The organism is Anabaena sp. FACHB-595 (genome assembly GCF_048568275.1).
GTDB lineage: Bacteria > Cyanobacteriota > Cyanobacteriia > Cyanobacteriales > Nostocaceae > Trichormus.
Window position 1 is genome coordinate 6014901 of the sequence record NZ_CP183473.1, and the last position, 21799, is coordinate 6036699.

The 21799-nt window shown below is 42.4% G+C and carries 20 protein-coding genes; 10 read left to right on the forward strand and 10 right to left on the reverse strand.

The window, feature by feature from the left end; genetic code table 11:
• Positions 1 to 535: 535 nt before the first annotated feature.
• The gene (gene mrdA, locus ACN222_RS25205) at positions 536 to 2368 is read left to right on the forward strand and encodes a penicillin-binding protein 2 (RefSeq protein ID WP_010999171.1); all 1833 of its coding nucleotides are present in this window, start codon (positions 536 to 538) and stop codon (positions 2366 to 2368) included.
• Between the two features lie 91 nt (positions 2369 to 2459).
• On the opposite strand, the gene ACN222_RS25210 is transcribed toward mrdA, so the two are convergent.
• Entirely contained in the window at positions 2460 to 2864 is a 405-nt protein-coding gene (locus ACN222_RS25210) for an ExbD/TolR family protein (protein WP_010999172.1), read from the reverse strand.
• Entirely contained in the window at positions 2848 to 3501 is a 654-nt protein-coding gene (locus ACN222_RS25215; protein WP_010999173.1) for a MotA/TolQ/ExbB proton channel family protein, read from the reverse strand. The genes ACN222_RS25210 and ACN222_RS25215 overlap by 17 nt, the downstream gene beginning before the upstream one ends.
• Positions 3502 to 4014: 513 nt before the next feature.
• Between ACN222_RS25215 and ACN222_RS25220 the strand changes: the two genes are divergently transcribed.
• The 3 genes from ACN222_RS25220 (at position 4015) to ACN222_RS25230 (ending at position 7189) form a co-directional block, all read left to right on the forward strand.
• Positions 4015 to 4509: a hypothetical protein gene (locus ACN222_RS25220; RefSeq protein ID WP_044522458.1), complete on the forward strand. Its 495-nt coding sequence runs from the start codon at positions 4015 to 4017 to the stop codon at positions 4507 to 4509.
• A 299-nt stretch (positions 4510 to 4808) separates the two neighbouring features.
• On the forward strand, positions 4809 to 6494 hold the full coding sequence (locus ACN222_RS25225; RefSeq protein WP_044522459.1) for an NAD(P)H-quinone oxidoreductase subunit 4: 1686 nt from the start codon (positions 4809 to 4811) through the stop codon (positions 6492 to 6494).
• A gap of 119 nt (positions 6495 to 6613) precedes the next feature.
• Complete coding sequence (locus tag ACN222_RS25230; protein WP_010999177.1) at positions 6614 to 7189, forward strand: Uma2 family endonuclease; 576 nt, start codon at positions 6614 to 6616, stop codon at positions 7187 to 7189.
• A 31-nt stretch (positions 7190 to 7220) separates the two neighbouring features.
• Here ACN222_RS25230 and ACN222_RS25235 read toward each other — a convergent pair whose 3' ends face one another.
• Positions 7221 to 8597, reverse strand: a complete 1377-nt coding sequence (locus tag ACN222_RS25235) for a glycerol acyltransferase (RefSeq protein ID WP_010999178.1) — start codon at positions 8595 to 8597, stop codon at positions 7221 to 7223.
• Between the two features lie 214 nt (positions 8598 to 8811).
• On the opposite strand from ACN222_RS25235, the gene ACN222_RS25240 reads away from it, so the two are divergent.
• Positions 8812 to 10626: a proline--tRNA ligase gene (locus ACN222_RS25240; protein WP_010999179.1), complete on the forward strand. Its 1815-nt coding sequence runs from the start codon at positions 8812 to 8814 to the stop codon at positions 10624 to 10626.
• Positions 10627 to 11369: 743 nt separating this feature from the next.
• Positions 11370 to 11984: a GerMN domain-containing protein gene (locus ACN222_RS25245; protein WP_010999181.1), complete on the forward strand. Its 615-nt coding sequence runs from the start codon at positions 11370 to 11372 to the stop codon at positions 11982 to 11984.
• A 56-nt stretch (positions 11985 to 12040) separates the two neighbouring features.
• On the opposite strand, the gene ACN222_RS25250 is transcribed toward ACN222_RS25245, so the two are convergent.
• The 3 genes from ACN222_RS25250 to efp all read right to left on the reverse strand — a co-directional run bounded on the left by ACN222_RS25250 (position 12041) and on the right by efp (position 13895).
• Positions 12041 to 12385 carry an ArsR/SmtB family transcription factor gene (locus ACN222_RS25250; RefSeq protein ID WP_010999182.1) on the reverse strand — a complete coding sequence of 115 codons (345 nt, stop codon included), beginning with the start codon at positions 12383 to 12385 and terminating at the stop codon, positions 12041 to 12043.
• Between the two features lie 204 nt (positions 12386 to 12589).
• Entirely contained in the window at positions 12590 to 13138 is a 549-nt protein-coding gene (gene accB / locus ACN222_RS25255) for an acetyl-CoA carboxylase biotin carboxyl carrier protein (RefSeq protein WP_010999183.1), read from the reverse strand.
• 199 nt (positions 13139 to 13337) lie between these two features.
• The gene (gene efp, locus ACN222_RS25260; RefSeq protein ID WP_010999184.1) at positions 13338 to 13895 is read right to left on the reverse strand and encodes an elongation factor P; all 558 of its coding nucleotides are present in this window, start codon (positions 13893 to 13895) and stop codon (positions 13338 to 13340) included.
• Positions 13896 to 14089: 194 nt separating this feature from the next.
• Between efp and ACN222_RS25265 the strand changes: the two genes are divergently transcribed.
• Positions 14090 to 15196 carry a peptidylprolyl isomerase gene (locus ACN222_RS25265; RefSeq protein WP_010999185.1) on the forward strand — a complete coding sequence of 369 codons (1107 nt, stop codon included), beginning with the start codon at positions 14090 to 14092 and terminating at the stop codon, positions 15194 to 15196.
• A 92-nt stretch (positions 15197 to 15288) separates the two neighbouring features.
• Here the strand turns inward: ACN222_RS25265 and ACN222_RS25270 are convergent, their stop codons facing one another.
• Entirely contained in the window at positions 15289 to 15861 is a 573-nt protein-coding gene (locus ACN222_RS25270) for a Uma2 family endonuclease (protein ID WP_010999186.1), read from the reverse strand.
• A gap of 67 nt (positions 15862 to 15928) precedes the next feature.
• Between ACN222_RS25270 and thiL the strand changes: the two genes are divergently transcribed.
• Positions 15929 to 16927: a thiamine-phosphate kinase gene (thiL, locus tag ACN222_RS25275; protein WP_010999187.1), complete on the forward strand. Its 999-nt coding sequence runs from the start codon at positions 15929 to 15931 to the stop codon at positions 16925 to 16927.
• 70 nt (positions 16928 to 16997) lie between these two features.
• Here thiL and ACN222_RS25280 read toward each other — a convergent pair whose 3' ends face one another.
• The 3 genes from ACN222_RS25280 to ACN222_RS25290 all read right to left on the reverse strand — a co-directional run bounded on the left by ACN222_RS25280 (position 16998) and on the right by ACN222_RS25290 (position 18918).
• Entirely contained in the window at positions 16998 to 18011 is a 1014-nt protein-coding gene (locus tag ACN222_RS25280) for a type I glyceraldehyde-3-phosphate dehydrogenase (RefSeq protein ID WP_010999188.1), read from the reverse strand.
• Positions 18012 to 18127: 116 nt separating this feature from the next.
• Entirely contained in the window at positions 18128 to 18754 is a 627-nt protein-coding gene (nadD, locus tag ACN222_RS25285; protein ID WP_010999189.1) for a nicotinate (nicotinamide) nucleotide adenylyltransferase, read from the reverse strand.
• Positions 18755 to 18756: 2 nt separating this feature from the next.
• On the reverse strand, positions 18757 to 18918 hold the full coding sequence (locus tag ACN222_RS25290) for a hypothetical protein (RefSeq protein ID WP_010999190.1): 162 nt from the start codon (positions 18916 to 18918) through the stop codon (positions 18757 to 18759).
• Positions 18919 to 19160: 242 nt separating this feature from the next.
• Between ACN222_RS25290 and murC the strand changes: the two genes are divergently transcribed.
• Positions 19161 to 20645 carry a UDP-N-acetylmuramate--L-alanine ligase gene (murC, locus tag ACN222_RS25295; RefSeq protein ID WP_010999191.1) on the forward strand — a complete coding sequence of 495 codons (1485 nt, stop codon included), beginning with the start codon at positions 19161 to 19163 and terminating at the stop codon, positions 20643 to 20645.
• Between the two features lie 120 nt (positions 20646 to 20765).
• Complete coding sequence (gene murB, locus ACN222_RS25300) at positions 20766 to 21761, forward strand: UDP-N-acetylmuramate dehydrogenase (RefSeq protein WP_010999192.1); 996 nt, start codon at positions 20766 to 20768, stop codon at positions 21759 to 21761.
• The last annotated feature ends 38 nt before the right edge of the window (positions 21762 to 21799 follow it).

The window sequence follows — 21799 nt, forward strand, 5'->3', positions numbered from 1 at the left end:
TTTGGTTTATTGTAGTCTGCTAAAAAGATTTGTTTATAAATACACTGACTAGATTGTTAGGAGTTGAATAGCTATAGTCATTTTGGGAATCATATACAAGTTATCGGCATTTTGAGGATTTTTACCTGTCCTATGGTTCTACGCTGTTATGTATACGTAAATACAAGGTACTCATCTTGTTGTACCTGCTTCTTTTACCATTGCTGGAGTGACCTATGATAAGTAGAATCTTCCCAGGTTCAACTATGGAATCAGACCACAGCGTTGTCATTCATCCTCACCACGCTTGGTTTTCTGTTGCTACTCCTAGTAGATGGGGATGTGGAGAATACAGTAATAGACCAATTACCCATTACCAATCAACACGAACCATTCAAAAAACGGAGTGAAGGACTAGTTCAAGATGTACAGAACTGATTTAAAATAACTTGCCATAGCTAGGTTTATTAAGTGCTATTACCCTGAATAGGGTGATATCAATATAGGACAATTAACTGCATACAAATATTATTATCTGAGCAATTCTTTAAGTATTATGGCTTTACTGCAACCATCTCCCCTACTGGGCAAAAAAGATAAACGAACCGTTGGCAAGGGTTTTCAGTCTACGTTTTTAATTATATTTACCCTGCTAATGACGGCGGGAATTAGTGCGCGGTTAGTCTACTTACAAATTATTGAAGGCTCCCAATTTAAGCGGAAGGCCGAGTTAAACCGGGTTCGGGTCATTCCTAAACAACCAGAAAGGGGTAATATTTTTGACCGTAATGGCAAACTTTTAGCCAGTACACGCTATCCTCGTTCTATTTATCTTTGGCCGATGGCACATACTAAGGCCTCTTGGTCGGTTGTCGGGCCGCGTCTGGCAAAAATTTTGGAGATTCCCCAAGAGGAAATTGCTAAGAAATTACAAGAGGCTGGTGCTAACTCTTCTTCACTCATTCGCATTGCTCGTAATTTGGATGAAGCCCAAATCACAGCCATCAAGGAATATGAAAGTGAACTTAAAGATGTAGAAATACATACGGAAGCTGTGCGCTATTATCCCCACGGGAGAGAATTGGCTCACGTTCTCGGTTATACGCGAGAGTTGACAGCTGAACAGTTAGAAGCTAGGAAGCAAGACGGCTATCGCCTTGGTGATGTGATTGGTCAAATGGGCATAGAAAAAGCCTATGAGAAATCATTGCGGGGTGAATGGGGTGGTCAACAAGTAGAAGTTGATGGGGCTGGTAGACCATTGCGGGTTTTAGGCGAGAAACAAGCTAAAGCTGGTAATGATATACGTTTGACCATAGATTTAGATGTGCAGAAAGCAGCAGAAAAAGCGTTAGGCGATCGCAACGGGACAATTATTGCCCTAGACCCAAAAAACGGTGCTGTCTTAGCAATGGTATCTCACCCCACTTTTGACCCCAACATTTTCTCCAAGCAACGGCTGACGCAAAAAGACTGGGAATCTGTCCAAGGTGAAGATCATCCTCTGGTCAATCGTGCTTTGAGTGCGTTTCCTCCAGCTAGTACCTTCAAAATTGTCACCAAAACGGCTGCTTTAGAATCAGGTAAATTCGCTCCCAACACAATCTTGCAAACCTACGGTTCTTTAACTATCGGTGGAACTAGATTTGGTGAGTGGAATCATGTAGGGTTTGGGCCATTGGGTTTTGTCGGAGCTATGCAGTGGAGTAGTGACACTTTCTTCTATCAAATCGGTAGGGGAATCGGTGGACCCACCTTGATTGAATGGACGCGCAAATATGGATTTGGACAAAGAACAGGCTTTGAATTTGTTTCGGAGGAAGCAAGAGGTCTAGTACCAGATGATAAATGGAAGCAGAAAGCCCGGAAAATGCCTTGGACTGTGGGCGACACAATTAATATGTCCATTGGTCAAGGTGCTTTATTAAGCACACCTTTACAAGTTGCTGTGATGTTTGCTGTACCAGCAAATGGTGGCTACCGTGTCCAACCACATTTGCTCAAAGATAATGAAGAAGCCAAAAGCTGGCGAGAACTTGTAAAAATGAAGCCCACCACTTTGAAACTTTTGCGTGAAGGTTTACGTAAGGTGATTTCTGAGGGTACAGGGAAAGTTTTATATCAGCCAACAATTCCCCCAGTCGCCGGTAAAAGCGGGACTGCTGAAGCTTGGAAGGGAAGAGCTAAACAAAATCATGCTTGGTTTGGGGCTTATGCTCCTGCTGATAAGCCAGAAATTTTGATTGTCGCCTTTGCAGAACACTCTGGCGGCGGTGGTGGTAGCGTTGCTGCACCGATGATACTGAAGGTGATGGAAGAATATTTCCAACGCAAGTATCCTGGCAAATATCAAAAGCCAGTAACTACAGAATCAGCAAAAAGCAGATAATATCAATTTTAAATAGAGAAGTTGAAGGGTAAAGCTGTTTAGCTTACCCCTTACTTACTTTTAATTACGAATTACGAATTATTAATTAGCCTTAACGTTTTTGAGTGGCGATCGCTAATTTTGCTCCTTGTACCTGACGTACTTGATCCATGATTGCCACTACCTTACCGTGTCCTACTTTTTCATCAGCATTAATAACTACTAGGGCTTCCTGGTTAGTACCAACTAGGTTACGCAACTGTCCAGCCACAGCATCAACTAGAATCGGTTGACGATTCAAGCTGACCACGCCTTGTTCGTCTACCGTGATCGTAATCTTTGCAGGTACTTGCTGTTGTTTTGCCGTTGCCGCTTTTGGTAAATTAACTGGCAAACCTTCTGAACGAGTTAAAAACAGCGTAGACATGATAAAAAATGTCAAAATCGCAAAAATCACATCAATCATCGGTACGATGTTGATCTGTGCTGGAATATCTGGCTCATCTTGTAGACGCATAGGTTCTCTCTCCTCGTTCATAGCGGCGGCGATAAAGTAATTCTAATTGACCGCCATACTCTTGAAATAGTGCCATCTGTCTGGTGTAAAGTCCCCGAAAGGAGTTGGCAAAAAACAGTGTGAATATTGCCACGACCAATCCTGCTGCTGTAGATACTAGAGCTTCGCTGATCCCCGCCGTCACACCTGCGGTTTTTGTACCTCCCACATCGCCAATATCTAAAGAAGCGAAGGAAGTAATCAAACCTAACACTGTACCCAGCAAGCCTAAAAGGGGTGCTAGACCAATAATTGTGTCAAAAATATTTTGAAATCGTTTGAGTAATGGTATTTCGGCTTGAGCTTCGCTTTCTAGCGCCAAGCGAAATTCCTCTGGTGTTGGTTCTTCTAATTCCAAAGCCGATAAAAACACACGCGCCAATGGCAAATCTACATTTTTTCTGAGCTTGTCTATTGCGCCAACTACATTATCTAGCCGATAGAGGTTTAACACATCTCTAACTACGCGCTGTTGACGATTGTTGATTTTCAGCCAAAACCTAGTACGCTCAACAATCAGTGCTACTCCCAACACAGAAAAACCTAATAGCGGCCACATGACCACGCCGCCTGCTGCAAAAAGATTTTGGATTCCCATTTACTGCCTCATTATCAATCAAAAACCAGATTAGCAGAATCCTCTAGTAAATTGATACTCTTTGTCAAGAGTAGCTCAAATATGATGCAAATTATTATCAAATTACTGGGATTGTCGTTAGCATCAATTGCATCATAAATATGAGTAACTGTAACGTTACTTCCAAGGCTTTTTATGCTATGTCAGAATACTCAAAAATCTAATTACTAGATTGGATACGCCGTAAACTCGTTCAAGCTTTTATACATCGCTTCAGAATATAATTTTCTATTGCCAATAGCAATGTCCTAACTGTTGAAAATAACTAGCAAGCAATTTACTTGATGGAGAGTAATGAGAAATTCGCGGATGGTAATTGTTGAGTTTCCCATTAACTGCGTAATTTCTATGCTCGTCAAATGTCATCTTTTCCCTACTCCCTGGTATATTACTCATGACCTATGGTCAACATCAGCGATAACATAGGTATTTAAAGGAACTTTGCAAATCTAATATGGTGTGAGGAGTCCGGCGATGAAATATTTACCTTATTTAGTGGCAATTCTGGGAACTAGTTCTGCTTTAGGTCTCGTGATTAATACTCAACCAGCACAAGCGCAAGTTGCATACGGTAGCTATGTAGGTGTTGGGCCAACTATTGGTTTAACTGATAGTATCCAAGTTGGTGGGGTGCTAGCTTTCCGCTACAAACTGCTAGAATCACCAATTTCTTTCCGCGCTCAAGCTTTAGTAGGACAAAACACCGCAGTCGTACCTACAGTGTCCTATGACCTCCCCTTAAATTGGCAAACAGATGCTTACTTAGGCGCGGGATTAGTTTTAACAGGCGGTAATAGTGCTTCTCCTGTAGGTGACAAAATTAGTTTTGCCCTACAACCGGGTATTGATTATGTCGTTCCTAACAGTAATACTGTGCTGTTTGGTAATGCAATCATTGCCTTTGATGCCTATCGTAACGGTGGCGGTGCAGCTGTCTCTGTTCAAGGTGGTGTAGGTTTACGGTTTTAGATACGTAGCAACGAAGCATGAAAACAAAAAACCTGGGTTTTGCTCTGGGCGCAGAGGCATAAGAGTATAAGTATTCAAAAACTTGGTACTCTTATGTCCTTGCATCCAATTATCATGGCCTTGCAGCATAAATATCGAATGATTTTGCCAGGGGAGATTTCACTGTTTATGACACACATCAATTTTTTACTATCGAATAACTTCTATCAATAGAAAACTGCGGTAAATATTTATAAGAAAAAGTTTACAAAGTTTAATAGAATAGATCCATTCACCAATAAGTATTTTTGCTTAATAACATGATGGCGGATGGATTTCCTTGGCTGACCGCGATTATATTACTACCACTCGTTGCTTCTGCATTTATTCCCCTGCTGCCTGATAAAGAAGGCAAGCTCGTGCGATGGTATGCCCTGGGTGTAGGAATCGCGGATTTTGTTTTGATGTGCTACACCTTTTGGCACCATTACGACACAAGCAGTGCGACTTTTCAACTAGTGGAGAAATATGATTGGCTGCCTCAGATAGGTTTTAGCTGGGCGGTCTCAGTCGATGGAATATCTATGCCACTAGTGTTGCTGGCAGGATTTGTGACGACGCTTTCCATGTTGGCTGCATGGCAAGTTAATCTCAAGCCTCGCCTGTTTTATTTCTTAATGTTGGTCTTGTATTCTGCCCAAATCGGGGTGTTTGTCGCCCAAGACTTGCTGTTGTTCTTCATTATGTGGGAACTAGAATTGGTTCCTGTTTACTTGCTTGTCTCGATTTGGGGTGGTCAGAAACGCCGCTATGCTGCGACAAAATTCTTGCTTTATACAGCAGCCGCTTCGATTTTCATCTTAATAGCTGGGCTTGCAATGGCTCTCTATGGCGATAATACTACTTTTGATATCGTCGAACTCGGTGCGAAAAACTATCCTCTGGCTTTAGAGTTGTTACTTTATGCTGGATTACTAATTGCTTTTGGTGTAAAGCTGGCAATTTTCCCCTTACACACCTGGTTGCCTGATGCCCACGGTGAAGCTTCAGCACCTGTATCGATGATTTTGGCTGGCGTACTTCTAAAAATGGGCGGTTACGGGTTGATTCGCCTCAATTTAGAACTATTGCCTGATGCTCATATTTATTTTGCACCAGTGTTAGCAACTCTAGGTGTGATCAATATTATCTATGGCGGTTTGAACTCCTTTGCTCAGACTCACATGAAGCGCCGCCTTGCTTATTCGTCCGTTTCCCACATGGGGTTTGTGCTGCTGGGTATCGCCTCTTTCACCGATGTAGGTGTGAGTGGTGCTATGCTGCAAATGCTTTCCCACGGTTTGATTGCGGCGGTGTTATTCTTCTTGGCTGGTGTGACATACGATCGCACCCATACAATGGCGATGGATAATTTGGGTGGTATCGGTCAAGCTATGCCCAAAGTGTTCGCTTTGTTTACCGCCGGCACAATGGCATCTTTGGCACTTCCGGGAATGAGTGGCTTTGTCAGCGAACTTAAGGTATTTATTGGTGTTACCACCAGCGACATTTACAGTCCGACATTCTGCACGGTGATGGTATTCCTCGCCGCAGTAGGAGTTATCTTAACCCCGATTTATCTACTGTCTATGTTGAGACAAGTATTTTACGGTACTGGTGCAGAACTCAGTTGCAATATTAATAATGGTGCTTACCAGAACCAAGAAGATGAAGGAACAGCTTGTTTTGGCACAGACTGTCTCTTACCAGGGGAAGCTGTATATAGAGATGCTAGTGTCCGTGAAGTGTTTATTGCTGTTTCCTTCTTGGTGTTGATTATTGGTGTTGGTGTCTACCCCAAAATCGCTACGCAACTTTACGATGTGAAAACTGTGGCGGTTAATACTCAGGTTCGCCAATCCTATACCCAAATTGCCCAAAGCAATCCTCAGATATATGCTAAGGGTTTCTTTACTCCCCAAATTGTAGAGCCTGAAGTCATGGCGGTTTCGGGAGTAATCAAATAATCCCATCATTTAGATAATAAAATAGGCGATCGCTTCTTTGTGGGGCGATCGCTTTTTCTTTGCTTTTATTGATAATTCGGCTCTTAAAATAAAGATAAACTTACCTTTCCATAAGTATTATGAGCATCGCTACTACTAAACGCTTCACCGTAGCTGAATATCATCGCCTCATTGAACTCGGCTTTTTTGCTGAAAATGAACGATTTGAGCTAATTACAGGAGAAATATTCCAGATGACATCTAAGGGTAAACCTCATGCAGTTTGCGAAACTCGTTTAGAGAGGGAACTATACAAGTTGGTAGGAGAGATGGCAACTCTACGAGGACAACAACCAATTACATTATCAAATTATAGTGAGCCGGAACCAGATAGAGTAATTGTTAAAAATCGAGATGATGATTATCTTACTTCTCACCCTAATGCTGTTGATATATTACTGTTAATTGAAATTGCAGATTCATCTTTGAAATATGACCAAGAAATTAAATTACCTGTTTATGCTGAAGCAGGTATTGTCGATTATTGGATATTTAATTTAGTAGATAACTATCTTGAGTGTTACAGCGAACCTTATCAGGATTTGCAAGGTAGGTTTGGTTATCGAAGTAAGTTAGTTTATCTGCCAGATGAGTCAGTTAATCTACCAATTTTTTCTGATTTAGTTCTGAATTTATCTAAGGTGTTTCCTCGTTAGGTTATCTCGAATAAAGCCATTGCTATGAAATTTAAATCAATCCTTCCATAGCTTGTTGTAGATTATTTGTCAAATCAGCAACAGCTTGTCTTGCACCTAAACGACTCTCTTTATACTTAGGATACAATTCCGATACAGATAGCGGTTCACCAATAGTAATCTTGACTTTTTGCTTGCCTAATTTGGGACGATTAAAAGATTTTGTACCTTGGATTTTTGCTAACATCTGCCAAACAATTAACAGTGTCTCAGCGAACCTTTCTACTGTTGGTTTTTCCCGGATATAATTACCCGAAACAGCTACAAAACTTTCAACTAATCTCATGTGCCACATTCTAGCATTGGCTTCTTCTGCAACTCTATCGCCTAATGCCCGTTCAACGGCAGATAATCCTTTAATATCTTTGTAATCTTCCCTAAATATATAATTCCATCCCGCTTGTTCTACCCGACGACAACGATCGCTTAATTGTCCCTTTGGTTGTAAATTAAAATACTGCTCGGCTATTTCTAGTGAAGCATTTAACAAGGCTTGTAAGCGTAATTTCAAGGCTTCATTACGATTATCGCTCAACCCTTCCGTTACTGGAGACAACTTGAGATGATAAAACCGCGTGTAAAACTGTTCCATTAAAGACAGCAGATGTTCCGCCAAAGTCAACAGACGCGGGTAAAGAAACTCTAAATCAGGAACTTGGGTTTTAGTGCTTGTATCTACAGGTAAACCACTAGCCACAGCCAACTCATCCAAAAGCTGGGCGATCGCTTGCCAAGGTGCATCAACGTAACTATATTTAATCCCAACTGGTAAAATTAAAACCTGCTCTGTACGTCCGGCTTTGTGCAAATCTTCAGCACACCAAAAACCCATTTGGGCAATACCTGGTTCTAATGGGCTGATCATCTCCGATAAACCATTAGTAGCACCTTCTGGAGCAGCAGCCATCGGAAATTTGCCATTGGCGAACAAATCCCGCGCCGAACGTAACCCTGTCCAGTCAGCCTTACCTCTTTGTATGGGAGTCCCACCCAATTGAGAAGCAAGCCAACCAACATAGTCCCCAGCCCAGAGAGGAATGCCGCGATCGTAGATAAAATGAGCATGAATGGGAGACTGTAGTGCTATACCCTGCTCTCGTGCTACCCTTGGCACGAGCTTTGAAAGCAAATAAACCAAAGAAAATGGATCTTCCGTTTGTGGATGGCGAAACGCCAATAAAAAGCGAATTCTCCCCCCTTGAAACTCGCGGTAGAGATTTGCTAAAACCTCAGCATTGTCTGCTTCAATTTGGTTAATGGCTGTTTGAGAGCGAATCCAAGTTGGTAGGAACAGGTGAACAAATCGCAGAAGTAAGGGGTTAAAGGCTGGGGGGATAAATTCTAGAGGTGGTTGTGCTTGGTAAATCATGGGGATTGGGGATTGGGGACTGGAGACTGGGGATTGGGGATTGGGGATTGGGATTGAATCTAAAATTCTTACCCTTACACCCCTACACCCCCATACCCCTACACCCTTATTAGGAATAACCTATATTTTGTAATTCATAGTTCATGTTCGATATTTCGTAATTGAGTTGATACAGAAGTTAGTGATTTTGCAATTAGGAGTCAAGGAATAAACGATGCGACTGTCACAAATGTTATTCGTTACACTGCGGGATGATCCGTCTGATGCGGAGATTCCTAGCCATAAGTTGTTACTACGTGCAGGGTATATTCGTCGCATCGGTAGCGGTATTTATGCTTATCTCCCCCTGATGTGGCGGGTGCTGCAAAAGGTTTCTCAAATTGTGCGAGAAGAAATGAACGCTACAGGCGCACAAGAATGTTTGTTACCTCAGTTACAACCTTCGGAGTTGTGGAAGGAGTCGGGACGCTGGGATACTTACACTAAAGCCGAGGGAATTATGTTTTCCCTAATTGACCGCCGGGAGCAACAATTAGGGTTAGGGCCGACTCATGAGGAAGTAATTACAGCGATCGCTCGTGATATGATTCGCTCTTACCGTCAGTTACCCCTACATCTATATCAATTGCAAACCAAGTTCCGCGATGAAATTCGTCCCCGGTTTGGGTTGATGCGCGGACGAGAATTTATCATGAAGGACGGCTATTCTTTCCACGTCGATGAAGACAGCCTGAAAAAAACCTACCAAGATATGTACCAAGCCTACAGCAATATGCTACGGCGCGCTGGTTTAGCGTTTCGTCCTGTAGAAGCTGATTCCGGTGCAATTGGTGGCTCTGGTTCTACAGAATTTATGGTGTTGGCGGAAGCTGGGGAAGACGAAGTTCTCTACACCGATGACGGGAAATACGCGGCTAACGTAGAAAAGGCTGTTTCTCTACCTGCGGATGCAGAACCATCACAATTTACAACTTTTGAAAAGCGGGAAACACCAGGAACAGAAACTATTGAAAAAGTTACTCAATTTCTCAAAGCTTCTCCCACCCAGATAGTGAAAAATGTTCTCTACCAAACCGCTTATGACAATGGTGTAACAGTTTTGGTACTGGTAATTATTCGTGGTGATCAAGAAGTTAACGAAGTTAAGTTACAGAACGAATTGACAAAATTAGCTGCTAATTATGGTGCAAAGGCAATTATTTCTTTAACCGTTCCCAGTGCAGAAAACCAACAAACATGGACAGCAAAACCTTTACCTTTGGGCTATATTGCACCGAATATTGCTGATGAGTATATTGCTGCTAACAAACAAATTCATCCCAAATTTGTCCGGTTTGTTGATAAAACAGTCGTTGATTTAAAAAACTTCATCACTGGTGCAAATGAAGCTGGCTGTCACGTTGTGGGTGCGAATTGGGGCGAACAATTTCCTCTCCCAGAAATTGTTGTAGATGTGCGAAAAGCCAGACCAGGCGATCGCGCTGTTCACGATTCAACACAACTTTTAAAAAGTGCCAGAGGAATAGAAGTCGGTCACATCTTCCAACTAGGTACTAAATATTCTCAAGCTTTAGGTGCAACCTACACCAATGAGCAGGGTGAAGAAAAACCTCTAGTTATGGGTTGTTACGGTGTGGGTGTATCGCGGTTAGCCCAATCAGCCGTAGAACAATCTTATGATAAAGATGGCATTATCTGGCCAGTGGCGATCGCTCCTTATCATGCAATTGTGACAATTCCTAACATTAACGATGCTCAACAGGTAGAAATTGCGGAAAAGCTTTACACTGAACTGAATCAATCAGGGGTAGAAACTTTATTAGATGACCGTAATGAAAGAGCCGGAGTCAAATTCAAAGATGCTGATCTAATCGGTATTCCTTACAGAATTGTTACCGGACGAGCAATTACTAACGGTAAAGTTGAAATTGTAGAAAGAGCAACTCGTCAATCTCAAGAAATCCCCATTGATGAAGTTATTACCACACTCCAGCAATGGATTAGAGCCGCAATAGAGCAGAAAAATTAAATTACGAGGAATGCAGAGTAATAAATCCTCTCATTTCCTCTGTATTTCTCATTTAATTGCTAAGAAGTTAAAGAAATCATAACATTTACAGATTTACATAATTTGATAGGTGACGAATTCCAAGCACCAATTCTAAAATGAATAATAAATAAGAATTTAGAATCCAGAATTCAAAAAACAGGTTGATTCGTATCACCTGATTCTAGACAATAAATATATAATTTAGTAAAGGTGTGAAACCACATAATATTTATTGCGCTTCGCGTGTCAGTTGTCAGTTGTTGAAAGGATCTGGTCTCATACCCCAACCCGCAAGTGGAGTGGTTTTACATATCTTTGCCACTCACTACTGACCACTCACCACTGACAAAACTCTATCCCCTTGTAGGTGGAGTTTTTATCCATCAATTATTACAGAAGTCATATTTCAGAATGACTTTTGAAGTCCCAACTGAGAAAGTGCAGCACTTGAATCTACAGAGTTATCTTTCAGGTTTTTGGAAACTCTACATTTGTCAGTATCGTCCTTAACCAGGCTGCTCTTCACAACAAGACTATCTTTAGGAATTACCCATGAGAAGCAAAACCTATGGTTTGGGCAAAGGGTATAGAAATTTAGGGATATAGGGCTATAGGTTTCAAAACCCTTACACCCTCACCCCCTCACACTCTTACACCCCCAACTCCAAAAAATCATCTCTGTGTAAGTCCTGTTTCAGCCCCCAGTCAGGAAGGTTTTAAATATGAATAACCAACAAGGATCTAACCGTATATCTTCAGGTGTTATTGCAGCAGTCTCAGCAGCAGTTGTAACGGTCGCTGGCGGTGTAGCTTGGATAACTGCCAACTCCAATAATAATCCCACGCCATCAAACCCTTCTCAACGTGTCCAGGAACCAGGACAGCCTACGACCAGACAGCCAGGTAATGAGCAAACTCCTAGCGTCTATTGGCTCAAACCAAAAGGCGATAGCGTAGATTTAGTTCCCCAAAGGGTGAGAGTAGCTGCTGCACAGCCAAATCAAGTTTTAGAAAAAGCTTTCCAAAATTTATTAGCAGGGCCGACAGAAGGAACAGATTCCACCACTATCCCCAAAGGAACTAAATTATTAGGGCTAAAGGTAGAAAATAACGATGAGGTACACGTTAATTTATCTGAAGATTTCACCAGTGGCGGCGGTAGTACCTCAATGATGGGTCGCGTTGGTCAAGTAGTCTATACTGCCACAAGTTTAAACCCCAATGCCAAAGTGTACATTGAGGTAAATGGTAAACCATTGGAAGTTTTAGGCGGTGAAGGCGTAGTCTTAGATCAGCCCCTAACCCGTGACAGCTTTAAGAAAGATTATCCACTTTAGGCAAAGGTCGACAGTCAATAGTCAACAGTTTCGGACTAATGACTAATGACTAATGACTAATTTTTATTTAGCACCCTAAAACTGCGGGCTTGCTGTTCTAACCTTGTAGCAAGGCGATCGCAAACCCGATTACATAACTCAAAAATCATTTCGTCTTCTACCCGGTAGTAAGCACTAGTTCCTTCACTACGACGGCTCAGGATTCCGGCTTGCCACATTACTTTTAGGTGTTTAGACACATTGGCCTGCGAAGTCTGGGTTGCGTCTACCAATTCCTGTACACACTTTTCTTCATCCCGTAGTAAATGCAACAGCCGCAGACGCATCGGCTCACTTAACAGGCTGAAGTATTCGGCTACTTGTTGCACCACTTCTTGAGATACAGGCAACGCTTGTTTCATCAGGGTTGATCCGCAGGACTGACAACTTTACCAATGACTCACTGCTAGTAATTTAAGTTGCTAGCTATCAATTTAAGAACTGGTAATGGGTGATGGGTAATGAGTAAAATTTTTCTCAATTACCAATTAGCAATCACCAGTTACCAATTACCAAACATAACTAGCAACTTGAGTTAGTAATGACTCACCTATATACATTAATACTTAATCTGGTTTAATTCTCATCAAAGGTTGATTATATTCTACAGGTTCGCCGTTTTGGACGAGAATTTCGATCACTTGCCCAGAAACATCAGCCTCAATTTCATTCATCAGCTTCATTGCTTCGATGATGCAGACGGTTTGACCTTGACGGATGCGATCGCCGACTTCCACAAATACCGCTTCACCTGGTGCAGGAGCGCGGTAAAATGTTCCCACCATTGGGGAAGCCACTTCTGCTAATTTTTGGTCAATGATTTTTGCTCCTGGCTGTGAGCCAGAACTCGTGACAGCATGATCAGCAGCACGGCTTGTTCCCGGCTCTGGAGATGGAGATGGGGCAGCATGGGCTACAATCGGTATAGCCGATGGCAATCCCGAACCTACCACACCACTCAAGGGTGCTGTCACAACCGGCACAACACTATTATTCACACCAACAGCTTTACGCACCGTTAGTTCAAAATCATCACTTTTGAGCGTTACTTCCGCGATATCTGTTTGTGCAATAGTTGTCAGCAGTTGACGGATTTCATTAAAGTCCAATGGCACAGTTTTTATTACCTCGACCAGTCCGTAAATAAAGAATTTTTCATACCAACTCTCCAAAATCCATCTACCATTGAGACTCAGAAACCTTAAGGGAATCCAGTTTTTTGAATTTTGAATTTTGAATTGGCCTAAGTGTGGCAGGGATTTAATCCCTGAAATAGGGATTGAAATCGGGATTTGTTCTCGGATGAGATAAAACCTATTCCCTGCCTAAGTATTTATCATCACGGGTATCAATTTTAATTCGCTCTCCTTGAGAAATAAACAAAGGAACCATCACAGTTGCACCAGTTTCGACAATTGCTGGTTTCGTGCCACCTGTAGCCGTGTCACCCTTGACACCTGGATCAGTTTGTATAACTTCCAAGACTACAGAATTAGCCAGTTCCACCTCTAGCACTTGCTCACCCCAACGAATGACGTTCACTTCCATACCTTCCTTGAGGTATTTGACGCGATCGCCAATTTGTGCGGCGCTGAGTCGTCCTTCTTCATAGCTTTCCATATCCATAAAGACGAACTCATCGCCCTCTTTATAGGTATGCTGCATTGTAATTTTTTCTAAAGTAGCTTGTGGAACAGTTTCCCCAGCCCGGAAGGTTTTTTCTAAAACTTTGCCGCTTTGGACGTTCTTCAGAGTTGTCCGTACAAAGGCAGAACCCTTACCTGGCTTAACGTGAAGGAAATCTATCACTCGCCATACAGACCCATCTAAGACAATGGATACACCAGGTCGAAAATCGTTACTAGAAATCATGAAGCTTTCAAGTGTTGGAAGACAATCGGCATTTATTGTACCCTTCAAGGGTCTTAATTAGGTAATTAGTCAGTCGTCAGTTGATTAGTTGTCATTAGTCCCCAATCCCGAAATACTACTCATGACTCGTACTGTGGGAAGATGATTGATGGGTTACGCCTAGTCAACAATTTGATGCTGCATTGAGCTATTCCATGTTGAATTTATTAAAATCCTGGCTGAAAAACAGCCTCATGGCAATACTGTTAGTAACAATATTTTTAGGCATAAATACAGCTGGCTGGACTCCTTCCAGTAACGCCGCCTTGCCATCTGGAAATGCGATTACTGACGGTAGAGCTTTATTGCGGTATGCACTCCCAATAAATAATAAGCCAGTACGCGAACTGCAAGCCAGTTTGGAAGATATTTCTGCCCAACTGCGTGCAAATCGCCGATGGGGCGCTGTCTCCAAAGACCTGAGTAAAGCATCCCGCATTCTTGATAAACCTTCACAAATCCTAACAAGCGTTCCGGAAGAACGCCAAACTCAAGCTGAAACTTGGATTAATGAATTAAAAACTGGTGTAGTGAAAGTTCAAGAACTTGCACAATCCAAAGATAAAGAACAAGTTCTACTAGAAAGAGCTAAATTACTCAATTTGGTCTCGCTTATAGAAGAGTCAATGGTGAAGGAATTTCCTTTTGAAGTTCCCGAAGAGTATAATAACCTACCTCAACTTAAAGGACGCGCCACCATAGCAATTAAAACCAACAAAGGTGATTTAACTGTTGTGGTGGATGGTTACAGCGCCCCTGTAACGGCGGGCAATTTTGTAGATTTAGTAAAACGGGGTTTCTATAATGGGTTAGAATTTACCCGTTCTGAAGAATCTTACGTTCTACAAACCGGAGATCCACCAGGTAAAGAACAGGGTTTTATTGATCCCAAAACAGGTAAATATCGGGCTATCCCTTTAGAAATTCTTGCAGAAGGTGATAAAAAACCAACCTACGGAATCACCTTAGAAGATGCTGGACGCTATCTAGATATGCCAGTATTACCCTTCTCGTCCTTTGGTGCGTTAGCAATGGCTCGTCCTGAAACCGAAGTCGATGGCGCTTCTTCTCAAGTCTTCTTTTTCTTATTTGAACCAGAACTCACCCCAGCCGGACGTAACCTCTTAGATGGTCGTTACTCAGTTTTTGGCTATCTCATTGAAGGCAGAGACATTTTAGATACACTAAAAGCCGGTGACAAAATCGAATCAGCTACCGTTGTTCAGGGACTAGACAATTTAGTACAACCCCAATCAGCCTAAGTATATTTCTGAGTTCTAAGTTCTAGAGTGAGAAAGCAATAAACAATACTCAGTTGTTATTTGTCTTTCTCCCTCATCTCCCTTCCTTCTTGCTAACCAAGATTTCCCGCAGCCAATACCTGCTCAACAGAAATCTCTATTTCCTCAAAAGTCCGCGATACAATTTTCTCGTTGGCTGTAAATACTGTCTCTTCGTAAAGCCCTTCTTCCAGCAACAGTACAGAAATTTTTTTCTCTAACGGGTCTACAATCCAATATTCCAACACTTCAGCCGCCGCATATTCAGACCGCGTATAGCGATAGTCTCGTTTTACCGAATCTGGACTGACTACCTCTACAATCAGTAACGGTGGTGACTCAAATACGGCTGACAGATTGAGTAATTCTCTGGCTTGTGCCTGCGTCACCACAGACAAATCAGTTAACCTAGATTTATTCCGCCCCGTTCTCACCCCAGTTTCCCGAAAACATAACCAAGGTAAACTCAACCTATTAATTTCTGCTTTGAATGCAGTATCTAAAAAATCAACAATCAAGAAATGTTCAATCGTTGGGGGGTTCATTAATTCCAGCCTGCCATCCACCAGTTCATAGTGAAAACCACTGCCATCATCATAAGTTAAGTACTCTTCAAAACTAAGATTTGTGACTGGTGTAGCTACCATCCCAACAGACCCCTAGACGATACAATTATCTTAACTTGGGGGAGTATTGACTCATGACAACTGACCCATGACCAAAGTCAAAGATATTGGCGAACAAGGACTATTGAAAATATTACAGCGCTTCTGTCCACCAGAAATTATTGGCGATGATGCGGCCGTACTGGTGACAGAGCCAAAGCAATCTTTGGTTGTAACTACGGATATACTTGTCGATGGGGTGCATTTTAGCGATGTCACAACCTCCCCAGAAGATGCAGGTTGGCGTGCGGCAGCGGCGAATTTGTCAGATTTGGCAGCGATGGGTGCCACGCCTTTGGGTATTACTATTGCGTTGGCTCTTCCTGGGGATTTGAGCGTGAGTTGGGTAGAACGCTTATACCAGGGGATAACAGAATGCCTACAAAAATACCATACTCCGATTGTAGGCGGAGATGTGGTGCGATCACCTATCACTACTCTATCCATCACCGCCTTTGGTCAAGTCCACCCCAATAGGATTATCCGTCGTTCTACTGCTCAAGTTGGGGATGCGATCGCAATCACAGGTGTTCACGGAGCCTCCCACGCGGGTTTAGAATTGCTCCTAGACCCCAAAATAGGAAAAGACCTTACCCCCGAAGAAAAGGTAGCTTTAATTAAATCTCACCAGCGTCCCCAGCCACGTTTAGATGTTCTTCCCTATCTCTGGCAAATCTCCCACTCTCCACTTCCTATCGCCGGTATGGATAGCAGTGATGGTTTAGCAGATGCTGTACTACAAATCTGCCGAACCAGTGGTGTTGGTGCTGTTATAGAAAGCGACCAAATACCCCTACCAGCAGCCTTTGACCACTGGTTAACACCAGAACAAGCTTTGAATTATGCTTTATACGGTGGTGAAGATTTTGAACTAGTGTTGTGTTTACCACCAGACCTAGCAACAACCTTAGTACAACATTTGGGTCAAAGTGCAGCCATTATCGGCACCATTACATCAGATACCAACGTAATACTGCACCATCGCAACACAAAAATCCCTGACCAAGTACTCACTCTCAGTCAGGGATTTCAACATTTTGGTCACTAGGATCAATTGCTAGTTGTCACTGGTTAATAATGCTAAACACTACTGACAACTAACAATTTACAAAGCTAACTTAAACCCATTTTTCGGCTACTAATTCTGCCAAGTCGAGAACGCGTTGGCTGTAACCCCATTCGTTGTCATACCAAGCCATAACTTTCACAAGATCATTACCCATAACTAGGGTCAAGTTAGCATCAACGATAGAGGAAGCATCAGTTCCTTGATAATCGGACGATACCAATTGCAGTTCGCTGTAGTCCAAAATTCCTTTCAGTGGGCCTTCAGACGCATCTTTGAGGGCTTGGTTGACTTCTTCAGTAATAGTACGCTTCTCAACCTGAACTACGAAATCTACCATTGAGACGTTCGGGGTAGGTACGCGCAAGGCAACGCCATTAAGCTTGCCTTTTAGTTCTGGGATCACTAGAGCCACTGCTTTCGCCGCACCGGTGGAGGTAGGGACGATATTGATAGCGGCGGCCCTTGCCCTGCGTAAATCACGGTGAGAAGCATCTAATAAGCGCTGATCACCTGTGTAGCTGTGGGTGGTTGTCATGCTGCCTTTGATGATCCCGAATTTGTCGTTCAGTACCTTGGCGATGGGAGCTAGACAGTTAGTTGTACAGCTGGCATTACTGATAATGTTGTGTAGGTTGTGATCGTAGTCGTGATGATTTACACCCATTACGAAGGTACCATCCTCGTTTTTACCGGGGGCAGTGATCAGAACCTTCTTCGCTCCAGCATTAATGTGCTTTGTCGCACCTTCTTTGCTTACAAATACGCCCGTTGCTTCGATAATTAAGTCAATCTCCCATTCCTTCCAGGGCAAGTTTTCTGGATTGCGATCAGATACGCATTTAATGGTCTTACCGTTAACGGTGATAGAGTTATCATCAGCCGTAATGTCAACATTCTTTAACTTCCCAAGCATTGAGTCATACTTCAGGAGGTGAGCATTAGTCCTCGGATCTGATGTGTCGTTAACAGCTACAAGCTCAATATTAGTATTTTCTCGTCCCAGCCAGCAGCGTGCAAAGTTACGCCCAATACGACCGAAACCGTTGATTGCGACTCTAATCACAGTATCTTGCCCTCTGTATATATGCCTATAAGTTGATATCTTTGACCCCAATCATATCGCAAAGGGGGAGGGTATTTATAACCATAAAGTGTCAGATCCAAAAAAAAACACATATTTTATTCAGAATCTTCTGAGTAAAGCTTGTGAGCAGCGATGTAGGATCTCACATCTTCGGGAACAAGATAACGAATGGACTTCCCTATTCGATAAAGTTTACGAATTAAACTTGACGAAACTCCTACTAAGGGTATATGCAATAAGTGCCAGTGAATAGTATCTGACTGTTTTCTCAATTGCTGCTTCACTTGCTTGCAGATTAACTCACTTTGAGCTATATTCTCACCACCTACCAATCGGGGTGCGATTAACCAATCACACATTGGTGCTAGTTCCTGTCCACGGTACCAACGAGGTAAAGTTTGGAAAGTATCCAAGCCTACTATCCAGTACCAGTGAGTATTTGGGAAACAAACAGATAAGTCGGTCAAGGTGTTAATAGCGTAAGAAACTCCTGAGCGATTTTTTTCCACTGAGGAGACAGTAAACGCTGGGTTATCTTGTGTAGCTAATTGCAGCATTGCTAGGCGATGTCTAAAAGCAGATGCTTTTTTATGAGGAGGATTTAGTGATGGCACCCAAATTACTTTTTCTATTGGTATTTGCTGCAAAGCTGCCTCAGCTATGAGCAAGTGTCCCCAATGAATCGGATCAAATGTGCCACCAAAAACTGCCAGGTGCTGCATGGTTATACCTTGGCTATGTGCAATTGAAAATGATTTTCATAGCCAACAGGAGATTTTAATAAATTCATGCCTTGGCTTGATGAAATATTAGAACAGATTTCGCTACCAATGTAGTCATCATGTAACCAACACCAGTAAGGAATCGGAAAATATGTATTTGACATTACAAGAATTTCTTTCCCGATATGACGAAAATTTACTGAATAATCATAAAAACAGTATAGAAATAGCAAAAACCTCTAACCAAGGTAAAATCATTCTCAATAATCTAAATCTCAGTAGAAATTACTTAGAAATTAATCCCTAAAAAAGATATAGGAGTAGTTACAGTAAAAATCCAAATCCTGTTATGATACGCGTGTTATTTGTGATTGATGGTGTGGTGTGGTGATAAGAGGAGTAATCAATGAATAATAGTGTAGATTTTGGCGGTAGACCATTTCATTTTATCGGAATCGGCGGTATAGGGATGTCTGCTCTGGCATACGTTCTTGCAAAACGCCAGTTGCCAGTGTCAGGTTCTGACCTTCGTCCTAATCATATTACGCGCAAGTTGGAATCTATCGGTACGCATATTTTTAGTAGACAAGAAGCAAGTAATCTTGAATTCTTTGGCTCTAAAGTTAGCTCTACTGAAATAGAATTAAATACCCAAGAAATGTTTCCGGTCGGCAAGTCAACCTTGCCTCAAGTAGTTTGTTCAACAGCAATTAACTCGAATAATTTAGAATACCAAGCAGCAATAGAATTAGGATGCCCGATTTTACATCGTTCAGATGTACTAGCAGCTTTAATTAACGATTATCATAGTGTTGCCGTAGCAGGAACTCATGGCAAAACTACAACTAGTAGCATGATTGGTTATATGTTACTAGAAGCAGGTTTAGATCCAACAATCATTGTCGGTGGAGAAGTAAATGCTTGGGAAGGCAATGCCAGATTAGGGCAAAGCTCCTATTTAGTGGCTGAGGCAGACGAATCAGATGGCTCCCTAGTCAAGCACGCTCCAGAAATTGGTATTATCACTAATATTGAATTAGATCATCCTGACCATTACGACACCTTAGAAGAAGTCGTTGATATCTTTCAAACATTTGCCAAGGGTTGTAAAACTCTAATTGGCAGTGTTGACTGTGAAACAGTGCGTGAGTTGCTACGCAATGCTTCTGGCGATCGCCAACAACCAACTATTACTTATAGTCTTCATCAAGATACTGAAGCTGACTACACTGTTACTAATATTGACTACCGTGCTGACGGTACCACTGCTTTAGTCTGGGAAAAAGGCAAAGCTTTAGGTGTACTGAAATTAAAGTTACTAAGTCGCCATAACCTGAGTAATGCTCTAGCCGCAGTAGCTGTCGGTCGTCTAGTGGGTCTAGAATTTGGAGAAATTGCCAAGGGTATCGCTGGCTTTGAAGGTGCAAGACGACGCTTTGAATTCCGTGGCGAAGTTGATGGTATTACTTTCATTGATGATTATGCTCATCACCCCAGCGAAATTCGGGCTACGCTGGCTGCTGCACGCCTTCAAGCCAGACCCGGACAAAGAGTAGTAGCTATTTTTCAACCCCACCGTTATAGTCGCACCCTGACCTTTTTAGAAGAATTCTCTGAGTCTTTCAGCCATGCCGATTTGGTTGTACTGACCGATATTTATAGTGCAGGCGAACCCAATTTAGGACTAATTAGTGGTGAAAACTTGGCAGAAAAAATTGCTCAAGAACACCCACAGGTAGTTTATCAACCAACTTTATCTACAGTGTGTGAGTATTTATTAAAAAATCTCCGCCCTGGTGACTTGGCTTTATTCCTGGGTGCAGGAAATTTAAATCAGGCAATTCCAGAAATTATTACCACACTGTGCGCACCTGCAACAGCCACATTGTGAGGATACTCACGAATGAAGGCTGCTATCTAAGCCAAGTGTTTACTTAGCAACAGTTTTATCGAAATTGCTGTAGTTTTACGGCAGATAAATGTAAAAATTTCACAATTAATTGATGTAAAGATGAAAATTTCCCAGGCAGTTGGAAACGCCTGTACAGTTCCTGCTTCCAGTGTAGAGACACACAATAACAATCCTTCAAAAGAAAGTAAAATTATTTACTTACCCGGTACTAATTGCGAGATTAAATCTCAGGCTTTGTTATCCGCATTTACTTCTTATAGAGTCGGGGGAGCAGCTGAATTGTATGTTGCCCCTCGCAATATAGAAGCATTGCAAGCCAGCCTCAGATATGCACAAGAGCATAATTTAAGAGTAACAACTCTCGGCGCGGGTTCTAACTTGTTAGTGAGCGATCGCGGCATCTCAGGCTTGGTTATTGCTACTCGTCATCTACGTTACACTCATTTCGACCACCAAACTGGTCAAGTAACTATAGCTGCTGGAGAATCAATTCCTAGCTTGGCATGGGAAATAGCAAAACTGGGATGGCAAGGGTTTGAGTGGGCCGTAGGTATCCCCGGAACCGTTGGCGGTGCGGTGGTGATGAATGCCGGAGCGCATAATAGTTGTATTGCAGATATATTAGTTAGCGCTCAAGTACTTTCTCCTGATGGCACAGTAGAAACACTCACTCCTGAAGAGTTGGGTTATGCCTATCGTACTTCATTACTACAAGGTAGCAATCGCGTAGTCACCCAAGCCACCTTCCAATTGCAACCAGGCTTTGATCCTGCATACGTCACGGCCACAACCAAACAACACAAACAGATGCGGTTAACCACTCAACCTTACAACTTCCCCAGTTGTGGTAGTGTGTTCCGTAACCCCAAACCTTATTCGGCGGGCTGGTTAATCGAACAATCAGGATTAAAAGGCTATCAAATAGGTGGCGCACAAGTGGCGCATCTCCACGCCAATTTTATAGTTAATCGTGGAGGAGCCAAAGCCAACGATATCTTCTGCCTCATCCGCCATATCCAGCAGGAAGTCCAAGAACGCTGGTCAATCTTGTTAGAGCCAGAAGTCAAAATGCTGGGTGAATTTCAGGCGGCGTGAGGGATTTGGGATTGGGGACTGATACAGAAAAAAGAAAA